The sequence below is a fragment of the Chitinophaga sp. H8 genome, from assembly GCF_040567655.1.
GTDB lineage: Bacteria > Bacteroidota > Bacteroidia > Chitinophagales > Chitinophagaceae > Chitinophaga > Chitinophaga defluvii.
In genome coordinates this window covers 1,561,800-1,576,194 of the sequence record NZ_JBEXAC010000002.1, presented here as the reverse complement: position 1 = coordinate 1,576,194, position 14,395 = coordinate 1,561,800, and the positions used below count along the sequence as shown (strand labels likewise).

Below are 14,395 nucleotides of genomic sequence, written 5' to 3'. Positions count from 1 at the left end.
CCTGATGATTGTAGTTGATCTAAAAAAATTAAGTATGAAAGTAAAAAATTATCTCAAAATAGTACCACCATACTCCATTGCCATACTGGCGCTGGGCATGTTCTCCATGTCCTGCAACAGGGAAAAGCTGGCAGAATACAATACCAATCCTGATCTCATTCTAAACGTATCGCCTAAACCGATATTAACGACTGCTATCGTAAAAATGCACGATAATAGCGGTGAGGCCTTCTGGGATAATATCCGTGGCATTTCTAACTGGACTCAGCAATTTGTGCGGAAGAATGGTAACAGTGTCAGCTTTGCCAGTAGCGCCAACAATACCAACGGCCGGTATGGTACATTCTATAATGGAGTAGGCCCCTTGCTGATAGATGCCCAGAAAAGAATAGAACTGATGCCAGCGGGTGAAAAAGAGAAATATGCATATATCCATGCCATTCCATCCATACTAAAGGTATACTATGCCTGGTATGTATCTGATGTTAATGGCAGCCTTGCATATATTGATGGCTTATCGGCACGCAATGGCGGCACTTTCTCACCTGCCTATCAGTCGCAGCAGGAGCTGTATGATATCTTTGATAAAGAGCTAAAAGCAGCAGTTACGGTCTTAAAAACACAGCAACCAGCAGTACAGGAAATGCTGGGCAGCCATGACCTCTATTTCGATGGCAACGATGCATCTATTCAAAAATGGATTAAAGCCGCCAATTCACTTCGTTTAAAAATAGCCATGCGCCTGACCAAGCGCGATCCCGAAAAAACAAAAGCCATTGCTGCTGAAGTACTGGCAGATAATGTAGGGGTGATCAGCTCACTGGAAGAAGAATGGTTATTTAAGGCTGGGCCATCCTTTACAGCAGATGGCAACTGGAATCCTTATCCTGACAATGGTTTTTCCGGTGAAAAAAATGTGATTGATTTCTTATGGAACACCCAGGATCCAAGACTACGGCTGTTCTTCCGTAAGAATAGCTGGACAAAAGCAAACTTTGATCTGGCAAAGGCGCAAGGCAAAATAGGTGCTAATGCTAAATGGGATCCCCGTCAGTATTATGGACAATATGCCAGCCCCGATGCGAATAAAGATGAAGATAAAAAGCGCTTTTTTGAAAGTGTAACCATCAAAGACGGTGGCAAAGATGTGGTAATTGATACCATCTCTCCTTTACAGCAGCGGTTGTTCCAGGCAGAATATAATGGCGGAAAAGGGTTTACCACCTTCCACGTCATTACCTATGCGGATGTATGCTTTATGCGTGCAGAACTGGCTGCCCGGAAGCTCACCAACGAATCTGCTGAAGATTGGTATTACAAAGGAATAGACGCTTCCATCAGGTCTTACAATGATATTGCAAATGTTGCGCAATTAGAAGAATATGAAGCTGTAGCAGGCAATGAGATCGCCACTTATATCCAGCAACCAGGTATTAAATTTAATCCTGCAAAAGCATTGGAACAAATCGTGATACAGCAGTATCTCAACTACTTCAAGTTACCTAATGAAGCATGGGCACTTATCAAAAGAACTGGTATGCCTAACGCCAATACTATCATGCCACTGGAAGTATTAAAAGGTGATGGACAATTACTGGAGATACCACGCAGATATGTAATCAATTATCCACTGGCGGGAGATCTGAACTTCACTAACAGAACACAGGCTATTGATGATATGCGGAAGGATCCGGATTTTGGATTACCCTCCGATATCTTTGGCAGGGTATGGTGGGATAAAAAGTAATATTTTCCATTAAAACAGGAGGTTTGAGCAGGTATTACTGTAGCTCAAACCTCCTGTATATCAGACATCATGCAATTCATAAAAAGCATCATCGTCACACTCCTCATTGTATTGCCAGGCTGCTTTACCATGTATGCCCAGGAGGTCACGTTCAATAAAGACATTGCCCCACTGATACATCGCAGCTGCACACCATGTCACCGCCCAGGTGAGTCAGGCCCCTTCTCCCTGATTACCTATGAAGATGTTGCCAAAAGGGCGAGCTTTATTAAGACAGTCACCCGCAACCGGTATATGCCTCCCTGGAAGCCCGATGTACATGACACCTTATTTATTAACAACAGAAAATTATCCGAAAAGGAGATTCAGGTAATCGCTACCTGGGTGAACAATAAAATGCCCCGTGGAGAAAACAGAAAAAATACAACCATCCCCATTCCTTCATTTAATACAGGTACCCAATACAACCGCCTTCCGGACCTGGTACTGAAAATGCAACGGCCTTTCCTGATAAAAGGGGATAATATGGAGCGCTTTATTGTATTTAAGATCCCTTATGAACTCCCCGATTCTGCCAACGTTGAGGCAGTTGAATTTATATCCGCCAACAAAAAGCTCGTACACCATGCCAATTTCGCCATTTGTGCTGCCCCTGAAAAGGAAGATATTCATGCAGGGGATGATTTCATTAATGTAACAGAAGATGATCGCAGTAAATACATACAATATGATGCCTTCCAAAAAAACATGGTCTATTATGGTGGATGGATTCCGGGCGCTGCTTACGAATCCTATCCAAAAGGTATGGGTTGGGTGATGCCCAGGAAAGGAGTAATCTTATTAACCATGCATTATGCACCTCAGGGAAAGGAGGAGCAAGATATTAGCGGACTGAATCTGTTTTTCACCAAATCAACTATCAAACGTAAGATCAACCTTATCAGTATCGGATCTGGTGGAATAGGGGAGAAGGATATAGATCCTTACTTTTTTATACCTGCCGAAAAGATAAAAACCTTTCAGGTAAAGGTAGTCACTCCGGGAATGGATCAATCAGTACTTTACGTTTGGCCGCATATGCATCTGCTGGGCAAAAAATTCAGGGCTTACGCCGTAAGCCCCAAAGGAGATACCATACAACTTGTTACTATCCCCGAATGGGACTTTAACTGGCAGGAGCTTTACCGGTTCAAACACCTGGTCAAAATACCGCAAGGCTCAGTGCTAACGGTAGAAGGCTCCTATGATAATACCAGCAATAACCCTAATAATCCATTTCATCCGCCACAAACCATCTATTCAAGTGGTGACATGAAGAGTACCGATGAAATGCTGACACTGGTAATGCTGACTTTTCCCTATCAAAAAGGAGATGAGACATTGGAGTTAGTACAACCATAAAGTAGTATTGGTTATACCTATCATGGATTAATCAAAAATCATTTATAAAACAGCCCACCGGGGCTATATAAGCTGTTTCTACTAACCCTCCATGGATTGTTTGCGCAATAGCATTATCCAGATAATGCATACTGGCTGTGCGACGCTTTTTCCCCAGGCCGGTTGCCCAATCATCAATGCTTCCCCTGTAAATCAGCTTTCCCTCAAAATTCAACAATACTACTTCCGGTGTTACCGTTGCCTCCAGGTAAGTGCTTATACGTTTGTCCTTATCAGCACAAACCGGAAACCTGATTCCATAATTCTGTTGATACTTTCGAATCACGCTCTTGGAATAACTTTTTCCCGGTACAATCCCCATAAACATTACCTGTGACGCATAACGCTGTGACAATTCATTCAGAACCGGGCCATAGTTTTTACACAAAGGACATTCCGGCGATAAAAAAACAAATACATACAAATAAGCAGTATCCGCTTTAGTCTTCTTTGTTTTTAATGAGGGCAAAAGATCTTGTAATTTACGATGGCTATATTCTCTCCCCGTTTGGGCTATGGCAGTTCCATTAAGTAGTATTACCAGTATGACTGTCAGCCACTTTATATATTTAGGTTGGAAGGTCATGTATAACAAAAATAATGAGTTAATTTTAAGATGCTCATTAAAAAACATGCCAATGAAATTTCCGGCAATTACCGGCATTATCGACCGGAGGATTTTAGTCAACTTCATAGCTGACCCTACAGCAATTGCAAAAATATTGCCACCTCCTTTTAAGCCAAAACTATTTAATGGTAACGCTATTGCAGGGATTTGCCTGATCCGCCTGAAAAGAGTACGGCCTCAGCAATTGCCCGCCTTTCTGGGAATTTCATCAGAAAATGGTGCGCATCGCATAGCAGTAGAATGGATGGAAGATAATATCTTAAAAGAAGGAGTATATATCCCAAGAAGAGATACTTCTTCCTGGTTTAATCACTTTGTGGGCGGCCGGGTATTTCCAGGTAAACACATGCTTGCAAAATTTGATGTCCGGGAGTCCGGTAATTCTTACAAAGTAGCCTTTAAGAGTAGCGATAATATCTCCCTCCAGGTAGAAGGCAGGACAACAGATAATTTTTCTCCTACCTCTGTATTTGAAAACCTGGGAACTGCTTCGCGGTTCTTTGAACGTGGTGCAATTGGTTATTCTCCCAACGGTAATAAATATGATGGCCTGGAATTAAGAACCCATAATTGGAAAGTAACCCCACTTGATGTATCTCATGTACAATCCAGCTTCTTTGAAAATGAAATACTTTTTCCAAAGGGAGCAGTGCAATTTGACCATGCACTTTTAATGAGAGATATACAACATGAATGGCATACAGCGACAGATATTTGCCAGACATCATAAACGGCAGATTCCTTACACCCTACCCCAAATTCATTTTATCAGAAAAAATCAAAATAACTTTTCTATTTTAGAGTTTGGACCGGTAAAATTTAAAAGACATTTTCTTTTTAATCAATAATTGTTATTTTAACACTTGATATTCAGACAATTGTCAGGACATACTACGTTATAAGCACTTGTTAGATTTCCAGACTCCTGACCCACATTACATCAATAGCAACTATTTTAAAAGGATTTAATGGCATTGCCTATGTCTGCTTTGCAGGATATAAATACTTTATATAATAAAATTTGCTGCAATAATGATCTAGCTGCTTATAAAAAGCTATTTACGTTATTGGAAAATCCGCTGATTGCCTTTCTCAAAAACTGGGTTGGCTCTGAAGTTATAGCAGAGGAATTATATTCTGATCTGTTTATTAAAATATGGGTAAAGCGCAACACTTTGCCGGCCACCGCATCTCCGCTTAGCTATATCTATACAATGGCTAAAAACCTTGCACTTGATTTTCAGAAAAAACAACGTATCGAGAACAGTATAGACTTCAATAATACAGACCACCTGTTTATCCGTGACCAGGGCCCAACGCCGGAAGAAAAGGTTATTTCCAAAGAGATGGTCCGGAAAATTGAATTTGCTGTGAATGAGCTACCGGACAGATGCAAGCTCATTTTTAAGCTGATTAAGGAAGACGGCCTTAAATACAAGGAAGTCGCTACTCTGCTGGGCATTTCTGTAAATACAGTAGAAGTCCAAATGGGCATCGCACTTAAAAAGGTGGCTGCCTCCGTTAAATTCAATACCACGCTATCTTAATCCCCATAACTGCGCTGCTATCTTTTCCTGTTTTTGCTATCAGAATGCCTGTAAATAAAAAAAATTCCTTCCCGCTTAATGGTAAATCCAATTTTGCACCGTCTATAGGTATAGTTTAAGGGCGGAACATTCATGAATAACCAGGAAACACTCTTTTATAAGCTGCTTTTCAGGAAGTTTAATGGTGAAATTACTGAAGAGGAAACAGCACAACTCACAGATATGCTAAAAACATATCCGGAGTTGTCTGAGGCCTTTGTAACTGTACAGTGGTTGTGGGAACAATCTGTTGTCAACTCAGCCAGCAGAACTCCGGAACAATCAAACAAGTTATTGGAACGCCACCTGAAAAGACTACAGGAAGCAGACCAGGAGCAAACCCCGAACTATCAGCATGAAAATGACCTGGAAGAAGCCACCTCCGAATCCCCAAAGAGGTTCTGGACCGGCGTATTAATGGGGGGTATCACCTTGTGCCTGATCATTATATCCATATTTATATATAAAAGCCGTAATACCGGTAATTATGGGCTACAGGAGCCACCCAATATAGTAATAACAAAACCTGGTTCAAGAACCAAACTGCTTTTGCCGGATGGTACTACTGTTTGGCTCAATGCGAGCAGTAAACTCTCCTATAATAATGATTTTCTTAAAAAAGGACGTCATGTGCACCTGGATGGGGAAGCTTACTTTGATGTAGCTCCTAATGCTGATCAGCCATTTATGATCACCACAGATGCTATGAATGTAAAAGTATTAGGAACTGCCTTTAACCTACGGGCTTATGCTGGCGACAAAGAAGCAGAAGCCGTTTTGATTACCGGGAAAATTGAAGTACAGGTAACCAGAAGGCCCGAAGAACGTTATTTGCTACGCCCATTTGAAAAGATTGCTGTAGTCGATAAAAAAAATACCCTCGTCAATGATATTAGTCTGAAAAAAACAGAGAAATCACTTGTTATATCTAATATCAATTTCTGTGATAAAGACAGTACCATAGCTGAAACCGCATGGGTTGACAACAAACTTGTTTTTAACGGAGAAAACTTGTCCGATCTCGCTACCAGAATGGAGCGCTGGTTTGGTACCCGCATTACCGTAAAGGACAGCAGCCTGCAGAACTTCAGGGTGAGTGGCTCCTTCAAAAATGAATCACTGGAAGATGCCCTGAAAGCACTCAGCCTGATTACCGGTTGTAAATACAAACTGGAAGATCATCACGTAACGCTGCAATACTAAAATAAAAACACAGAGAAAATCCATAGATATCCAGGCAGGAAAATCCTTAACATTCATTCTTTAAACCACGTTTATGATTAGACACAACAACGTAATTTAAAAAAAACGGGAAATGTAGGGCATTTCCCGCAAAAGAACCAAAATCTCGCGTTGCTGGTAACTACTAATTACCAGGCAGGGCTCTTTTTTTCACATCCAAACCAAATGTATGAAAAATTTTGACTTGTTGAAGGTCAGGCAATCCCATGCCTGGCAATCAATACTACTGCGTATGAAATTAACGACCTTCCTGATGCTGTATGCCTTCCTGCAGGTTTCTGCCAATGGTTATTCACAGGACAGCAGGATCACCGTAAAACAAGAAAACAAAAGCATTAAAGCGCTCTTTAAAAAAATAGAACAAAAAACCAGCTACCGGTTTATCTATCAGGATGATGCTTCTTCATTGGAAAAACCTATCAGTATTAATGTAGCAGACAAACCTGTTTCTGAAGTACTTACCATGGCATTAAGCAATACTGGCTTCGGCTTTAAATTGATGACAGATGATCTGATTGCCATCGTACCCAAAGGAAATAAGGTGCAGGAAATTACCATCAAAGGTAAAGTAACAGATAATACTGCACAGGCCATTATCGGAGCTACCATAAAAATTGATGGTACTTCTAAAGGAACTACTACAGATGTAAATGGAGATTTTACACTGTCTGTTCCGGAAGGAGCCACCATCATTATTACAGCAATTGGATATGCAGCTCAAAGCATCGTCATTAAGGATAAATCGCCTTTAAACATCGTTCTTCAGCCAGATACAAAAGGGTTAAGCGAAGTAGTGGTAGTTGGATATGGAGAACAGCGCAGAGAAGCGGTAACAGGATCTGTTGCCACCATAAAAGGAGCCGATCTGATGAAATCACCTGCTGTCAATGTTTCTAATTCAATAGCAGGCCGTATGCAAGGAGTTACTGCTATGCAAAAGACCGGTGAGCCCGGAGCAGACGGCTCTACACTCCGCATACGTGGCTCCAATACCCTGGGCAACAATGATCCGCTGGTGGTGATTGATGGGGTAGCTGCCCGTACCGGAGGGCTCGAAAGATTAAATCCTGCTGATATTGAAAGTATGTCTGTTTTGAAGGATGCTTCTGCTGCTATTTATGGTGCCCGTGCTGCAAATGGGGTTATCCTGGTTACAACCAAACGTGGTAAAAGCGGGAAAGCACAACTATCCTATTCTTTTAATCAGGGATGGGCACAAGCTACACACATTCCGGAAATGGCCAATGCGCAACAATATGCCGAAATCAGGAATGAACTCAGCATGTATAAAAATGTAGGCGGTAAAGAATGGGGAGATGCATGGAATGCCTATAAACAATCCGGCAGCTATACCTCTCCTGTTACCGGCAACAAGTGGACACCTCCCTTCAGTAAAGAAGATATACAGCAATACCAGGATGGGTCTGATCCATGGGGCCACCCCAATACCGATTGGTACGATGCGGCATTTAAAAAGTGGTCGCCCCAATCTTCTCATAATGTACAACTCTCCGGTGGTTCTGAATCACTCCGTTACCTTACCTCATTTGGCTACCAGTCGCAGGATGGTTATTATAAATCTTCTGCTACAGGCTATGATCAATACAGCCTCCGTATTAACCTGGATGGCAAAGTCAATAAATACGTAAATGTAAGTGTAGATATGAATGGCAGGCAGGAGAACCGTAATTACCCCACCAGAAGTGCCAGTAGTATCTTTAGAATGCTCATGCGTGGTAAGCCTACAGAACCAGCTTTCTGGCCTTCCGGACAAGCCGGGCCCGATATCGAATATGGTGATAACCCTGTAGTGATTACTACTGACCAAACAGGATACAGCAAGGACAGAAGATATTATCTGCAAACAACAGCACGGCTGGATATCACCATTCCATGGGTAGAAGGCCTGAAACTTAGCGGAAGCATGGCGTTTGACAAATACATCAAACGTACCAAAGACTGGCAAACACCCTGGTTCCTGTACACCTGGAATAAAGAAGACCCTTTTGAAGCGGATGGGAAAACACATAAGCTGATTAAAAGTCCAAGAGGGCCTGCCCAGCCAACTTTAAAACAGGAAGATGAAGACCAGGCAAACAAATTATTGCGTGGCCTCCTTACCTACGATCGCACCTTTGGCAGTCATACCGTAAATCTCGTATTTGGTGCCGAAAGGGAAACCGTAGGCAACGACAAATTCAATGCCTCCCGGAAATACTTCTTCTCTTCTTCCATCGATCAGATGTTTGCAGGTGGCGATAGAGAAAAAGATAATGGCGGAAGCGCCTGGAACCGTGCACGTCTTAACTACTTCGGACGTGCGGCCTACAACTATAAAGAAAAATACCTGGCCGAATTTGTATGGCGTGTGGATGGTTCTTATATGTTTCCCGCTAATACCCGATTTGGATTTTTCCCAGGTATCATGGCCGGATGGAGAATATCCGAAGAAAATTTCTGGAAAGAAAATGTACCGATTGTAAATTATCTTAAACTAAGGGGTTCCTGGGGACAATTAGGTAATGATCAGATCTATTACGATGACAATAATGACGGAGAACTAACCCTTCAGGAATATCAATACTATGCCACCTATCAATTAGGCAGCTACATTTTTGACAATCAGGTAGTAAAATCATTATTCGAACCTCGCGTACCCAATCCACTTGTTACATGGGAAGTAGCCAATAATTACAATATTGGTCTTGACGGACAATTACTCAATGGTAAAATATATTTTGAACTGGACGCCTTCCTCAATCAACGCTCCCATATTTTATGGAGAAGAAATGCATCTGTTCCGCAAACGACCGGCATGACTCTCCCTGCCGAAAATATTGGCAAGGTAGAAAACAGAGGATGGGAATTCAAAGTAGGATATACCGGACAATCCAATGATTTCAGATATGATATCAGCGTAAACGGCGGCGTTGCAAAGAATAAGATCAAATTCTGGGATGAGGCTCCCGGTGCGCCCGAATGGCAGAAATCTACCGGACATCCTATGAAAACAGATAACTACTATCAATATGATGGGGTATTTAAAGATTGGGAGGATGTTAATAAGAATACGCTCAATTATAGTGCACTCACCAACAACCTTCGTCCTGGCGATATGAAATACAAAGACATCAATGGAGATGGAAAAATAGATGGAGATGATAAAGTCAGAAATGATAAAAGTATAGAACCCACTTTTACAGGCGGTGTAAACCTGAACTTACAGTATAAGGACTTCGACCTCTCTATACTGGTACAAGGCGCAACTGGCGGAGCACTGCCAGTAAATACCGAATCAGGCGAGATAGGCAATTTCACCAAAGATTATTACGATCACCGCTGGAGCCCTGATAACCCCAGCAGTGTTCATCCCCGTGTGAGCGACAGAAACGATATGTATTGGTCTACCGGCAATACTTACTGGCTCAGGAATACCAACTATGTAAGGTTGAAAAATCTGGAGTTGGGTTACAATCTGTCAGATGTGGTAAAAAAGAAAATAGGTATTGCCGGCTTAAGAGTTTATGTCAACTGTCTTAACCTTTTTACCATAGACAACCTGAAAATTCTGGACCCTGAATCTATTAACGGAAACGGCCAATACTACCCGCAGTCCAGAGTGATCAATGCCGGTGCTACCTTAAATTTTTAAAGTTTACAGTTATGAAGTATACACTCAAAAATATATCAATAGGAATATCATTGCTTTGTGGCGTAACTTTTACTGCATGCAATACCGACTTCCTGAATACAAAGCCACTCAGTGAGGTGCCGGGTATCGATGTATGGAAAGATGCCAATCTTGCAGAGGCTTTTTTAAATGAAATATATAATGGGTTGGGAAATGGTGGATTCACAGAAGTAATGCTCTCCTCTGCTACAGATGAATCTATGTTTATTCATGGTTATAATATGAATAAAATGGTGGAGTCAAGTATCAGCGCTACAGATGGTGCATTCGTAACAGAACGCAGTCAGTTCAAATGGGACCAGATGTACAAAAGGATCAGGGCCTGTAATGTTTTCTTTTTAAACATTGATCAAACACCATTCGATAATGCAGCACTTAAGGATCGCCTGAAAGGAGAAGCATTCTTTCTACGGGGCTACTTCTATCATCAGCTGGTACGTGCTTTCGGAGGTGTGCCATTAATCACCCAAACCTATGCATTAGGTGAATCCGATTATACCGTAGCCAGGAATACCTTTGAAGAATGTGTTGCTTTTATCGAAAAGGATTGCGATAGTGCAGCATACTATCTGAAAGGTAAACAGGAAATAAAGGGACGTACCACTGAAGGTGCTGCGCTTGCCTTAAAGTCAAGAATACTGCTATATGCTGCCAGCGATCTTCATGATGTACCTACTGCTAAAGCCAAATCTACTGATATTGCAGGTTATGGCCATCCCGAGTTGCTGGGCTATGTAAGCGGCGACAGGAAAGCACGCTGGTTAAAAGCTAAAAATGCAGCTAAAGCTGTGATGAACCTAAGCCGTTACAGTATTCAAAGTCCCTCTCCCGGCTCTCAGACCGAAGCTGCGGAGAACTACCAGAATATGTTTCTGAAAGACAATACAGAAACTATCTTTTCCCGGTATTTTGTTAATGAAAAAAGCGAAGACGGAGGACAGATAGGAAAGTTCAATGGCCTGAACGGATATCATAACTGGGCAGGTAATGTGCCTATTCAAAGCATGATAGATGATTATGAAATGAACGATGGCACCCCTTTCAGCTGGAGTAATCCTGCTCATAAAGCAGCCCCCTACCAAAACAGAGACCCCCGTTTTTATGCGACCATTTTATATGATGGGGCTAACTGGCGTAAAAGGCCCAGTGATGTTACGGCAAAGGACCCTGCTAATCAGGTACAAACCGGTACCTATGAAGTAACTGATGCCAGCAACAAAGTAGTACCTGTTAAAGGCCTGGATACACGTTCCAGCCCTATTGAAGACTGGAATGGCACTTTTACAGGATATTATCTGAAAAAATTCATCGATCCTGCTGTGGATGCACAATATTTTAATCAGCAGGTACCCTATCCTTTTTTCCGTTATACTGAAATTGTATTTAATTACATAGAAGCTTGTATTGAGCTGGGAGAAGATCCGGAGGCCCGTACCTGGTTAAATAAAATTCGTGCACGTGCAGCCATGCCCGACATTACAGTGTCAGGAAATGCATTAAAGGCAAGGTATCAGCAGGAACGGCATATTGAAATGGCTTTTGAAGATCACCGGTTTTATGATGTAAGACGTTGGATGACTGCTCCGGAAACGATCGGAAGACCACTCAATGGTATTGTGATTACGGCCAAACTAAAAGCAGGGAAAACAGCTTCTATTTACAGATATGATACTAACCTGTATGATTACACTTATCTGCCGGTAGTATTAGCAGCAGAAACCCGTAAATGGTTAGATAAAATGTATTTCATGCCTATTATGCGCGATGAAATAAACAGAAATAATAAATTATTGCAGAATCCGGCTTATTAGCATAATCATTCCGGCCCCTTCATCCAATGTGATGGGACTGGCTAAGGCCCTCTTTCCATGAGGGTTTTAGCCAGTCCCTTTTTAGTGATGAGCTGCAAGCAGTAAATACTGTGTAACAATTTCCTGTAAACGCGAATAAGCAATCGGCTTTACGAGATACTCATCCACCCCGTTATGATACCCCTCATGCTGCTGGTCGGTAAATGCATCTGCAGATACAACAATTACAGGTATGTCCTGTAATACCGGTGTATTCCGGATCCTTTTTATCACCTCTTTACCATGCATGCCCGGCATTTGCATGTCCATGATGATCAGATCTGGTAATAATGTATGCGCAAGTGCAAGGCCATCAAGACCATTATCAGCCTCATACACCTCAATCCCCATTCCGCTTATAAACCGACTCATCATCACCAGATTCATTTCATTATCTTCCATGATCAACACCTTTTTATCAGGTGGAACAGCCAATGCTTTGTTTGAGGTAACCTTCTTCCCGTTTTCCCGTACTTTATCATGACTGATCTGTAATGGCAATGCTACGAGGAAAGTGGTTCCCCTATCCGCTCCGTTTTTCACGGTAATGGAGCCCCCCATGCTTACTACCAGCCTTCGGGAAATAGACAACCCCAATCCGGTACCTCCATGCTGATAAAATACCATCTTATTAGCCTGTTCAAATGGTTCAAAGATCAGGTCCAGTTTATTGTCCGGAATCCCTTCTCCCTGATCCGTGACGCTCAAATATAAGCGGGCATCTCCTGCAGCTCCATCTTGCTCGCAATAACAATGTAATTGCACCGTCTCATTTCTGGGCGAAAATTTAATCGCATTAGAAATAAGATTGTTTAATACCTGCGTCATATGCGGACGATCGCCCACAATACGGGCAGGTAATCCTTCTTCCATAGTCAGCTGCACCTTTACTGATTTTACTTCTCCTACCACCTTATAGATATCCGTCACCTCATTCAGCCAATCAGGCAGGGAAAAAGCCAGTAAAATGATCTCTTCATTCTTACCTGCTTCTATACGGGACATCTCCAGGTTGTTATTCACCATTTCCAGCAAGCCGAGGCCTATGCTATGCATACTTTCCAACAGCTTCTTCTCGCCGGATAATGTACTGCCCTGCTGGGTCTGTTCTTTGCGGAGCACATGAATAATCCCCAATAAGGCATTCAGCGGATTTCTTATCTCATGGCTGATATCCCGTAAAAAAACGGTCTTAGCATTATTCGCTTTTTCTGCTGCATCTTTTGCTTTCAACAATGCCAGCTGGGCATCCTTTAATATCGCTACATTTCTTTGCAGCTCTTCTTCCTTGAAGCGCAACTGTACATTCTTATTATTAATACTGCTAAGCGTCAGTTCCAGCTCCATTGATTTCTTAACAATAATTGCCGTACGCTCCAGCACCTCTCTTTCCAACTCCTTATTATACTCTTCCAGTTTAGTATTCATTTGGTCCAGCTGCTGTTTCTGTTCCGATATGGCAACCTTTTGCTGCTCCAGGGTATCATTACGTTCACTCACCACATTAAGAAGAGAAGCTATATTAGACTGGTAAAAACCAATAATCAATGCATTCAGCAGCAATACTACCCCCATGATCAGCCAACGGAAAATATATTGTACCTCAGCTGTAAGTGGAAAAGGTAAAACTACCCCATAGCGGTTATTCAATTCCAGCAATAATAAACTGACAACCGGCAGGGCAAGACAAACTATGCGCAGATAATATTCCTCGCTGTTACAGATCAACAAGGGAACTGCTATCAATAATAAACCCAATAACTGCACTTCTGTAGCCTCTCCCAATATAGGGCCATAATAAAGGATCACTGTACAGAATACAAGTTGCAGCAACAATTTGGCACTACTAAACTTCTGGTGCCCGTTTAATACAAAAATGACAAAGAGAAAACCCACACACAGTAATAATGCCGGATATAATATCCAGGGCTCTTTACTAATGAAATAAAATACAACACCATAGAGTGTTACCAGACAGGAAGTAAAAAAACTAAAGATATTAACAATCCTAACCTGCCGCGCCACAGCAGTTTGCGTATCTGCGGTAATCCCTGTTTCCTGTATGGTATTTAACCAGGCTATTTTCATGAATGACAATATCAGTGGGGTAATAATAAATACTGATAAAAACACAGTTAATAAATCAGGCCATTATCACCTGTCTCATACACATGGAAAGTGTATCGAAAATAGGAAAAAAAAGCGTTGGAA

Annotated in this window: 9 protein-coding genes; 7 read left to right on the top strand and 2 right to left on the bottom strand. The window is 41.9% G+C overall.

Annotation, left to right across the window (positions count from 1 at the left end):
- Positions 1-34: 34 nt before the first annotated feature.
- A complete protein-coding gene (locus ABR189_RS20285) occupies positions 35-1,747 on the top strand; it encodes a SusD/RagB family nutrient-binding outer membrane lipoprotein (protein ID WP_354662302.1) in 1,713 nt (570 codons plus the stop codon).
- Positions 1,748-1,816: 69 nt separating this feature from the next.
- Positions 1,817-3,148 carry a c-type cytochrome gene (locus tag ABR189_RS20280; protein WP_354662301.1) on the top strand — a complete coding sequence of 444 codons (1,332 nt, stop codon included), beginning with the start codon at positions 1,817-1,819 and terminating at the stop codon, positions 3,146-3,148.
- Between the two features lie 31 nt (positions 3,149-3,179).
- Here the strand turns inward: ABR189_RS20280 and ABR189_RS20275 are convergent, their stop codons facing one another.
- Positions 3,180-3,773, bottom strand: a complete 594-nt coding sequence (locus ABR189_RS20275) for a redoxin domain-containing protein (protein WP_354662300.1) — start codon at positions 3,771-3,773, stop codon at positions 3,180-3,182.
- A gap of 52 nt (positions 3,774-3,825) precedes the next feature.
- On the opposite strand from ABR189_RS20275, the gene ABR189_RS20270 reads away from it, so the two are divergent.
- The 5 genes from ABR189_RS20270 to ABR189_RS20250 all read left to right on the top strand — a co-directional run bounded on the left by ABR189_RS20270 (position 3,826) and on the right by ABR189_RS20250 (position 12,145).
- Positions 3,826-4,545, top strand: coding sequence for a DUF2071 domain-containing protein (locus ABR189_RS20270; protein ID WP_354662299.1), 720 nt, complete (start codon positions 3,826-3,828; stop codon positions 4,543-4,545).
- A 238-nt stretch (positions 4,546-4,783) separates the two neighbouring features.
- The gene (locus ABR189_RS20265; protein ID WP_354662298.1) at positions 4,784-5,362 is read left to right on the top strand and encodes an RNA polymerase sigma-70 factor; all 579 of its coding nucleotides are present in this window, start codon (positions 4,784-4,786) and stop codon (positions 5,360-5,362) included.
- Between the two features lie 132 nt (positions 5,363-5,494).
- Positions 5,495-6,604 (top strand): FecR family protein, encoded by a 1,110-nt coding sequence (locus tag ABR189_RS20260; protein WP_354662297.1) that lies wholly within the window; start codon positions 5,495-5,497, stop codon positions 6,602-6,604.
- A gap of 208 nt (positions 6,605-6,812) precedes the next feature.
- Positions 6,813-10,295 carry a TonB-dependent receptor gene (locus ABR189_RS20255; RefSeq protein ID WP_354662296.1) on the top strand — a complete coding sequence of 1,161 codons (3,483 nt, stop codon included), beginning with the start codon at positions 6,813-6,815 and terminating at the stop codon, positions 10,293-10,295.
- Between the two features lie 11 nt (positions 10,296-10,306).
- The gene (locus ABR189_RS20250) at positions 10,307-12,145 is read left to right on the top strand and encodes a RagB/SusD family nutrient uptake outer membrane protein (RefSeq protein ID WP_354662295.1); all 1,839 of its coding nucleotides are present in this window, start codon (positions 10,307-10,309) and stop codon (positions 12,143-12,145) included.
- Between the two features lie 81 nt (positions 12,146-12,226).
- Here the strand turns inward: ABR189_RS20250 and ABR189_RS20245 are convergent, their stop codons facing one another.
- Entirely contained in the window at positions 12,227-14,272 is a 2,046-nt protein-coding gene (locus tag ABR189_RS20245; RefSeq protein ID WP_354662294.1) for an ATP-binding response regulator, read from the bottom strand.
- Positions 14,273-14,395: the final 123 nt, after the last annotated feature.

Bases quoted from the DNA above. Each gene is read 5' to 3' on its own strand.
- ABR189_RS20285 (WP_354662302.1), top strand. From the start codon at position 35: ATGAAAGTAAAAAATTATCTCAAAATAGTACCACCATACTCCATTGCC.
- ABR189_RS20280 (WP_354662301.1), top strand. From the start codon at position 1,817: ATGCAATTCATAAAAAGCATCATCGTCACACTCCTCATTGTATTGCCA.
- ABR189_RS20275 (WP_354662300.1), bottom strand. From the start codon at position 3,773: ATGACCTTCCAACCTAAATATATAAAGTGGCTGACAGTCATACTGGTA.
- ABR189_RS20270 (WP_354662299.1), top strand. From the start codon at position 3,826: ATGAAATTTCCGGCAATTACCGGCATTATCGACCGGAGGATTTTAGTC.
- ABR189_RS20265 (WP_354662298.1), top strand. From the start codon at position 4,784: ATGGCATTGCCTATGTCTGCTTTGCAGGATATAAATACTTTATATAAT.
- ABR189_RS20260 (WP_354662297.1), top strand. From the start codon at position 5,495: ATGAATAACCAGGAAACACTCTTTTATAAGCTGCTTTTCAGGAAGTTT.
- ABR189_RS20255 (WP_354662296.1), top strand. From the start codon at position 6,813: ATGAAAAATTTTGACTTGTTGAAGGTCAGGCAATCCCATGCCTGGCAA.
- ABR189_RS20250 (WP_354662295.1), top strand. From the start codon at position 10,307: ATGAAGTATACACTCAAAAATATATCAATAGGAATATCATTGCTTTGT.
- ABR189_RS20245 (WP_354662294.1), bottom strand. From the start codon at position 14,272: ATGAAAATAGCCTGGTTAAATACCATACAGGAAACAGGGATTACCGCA.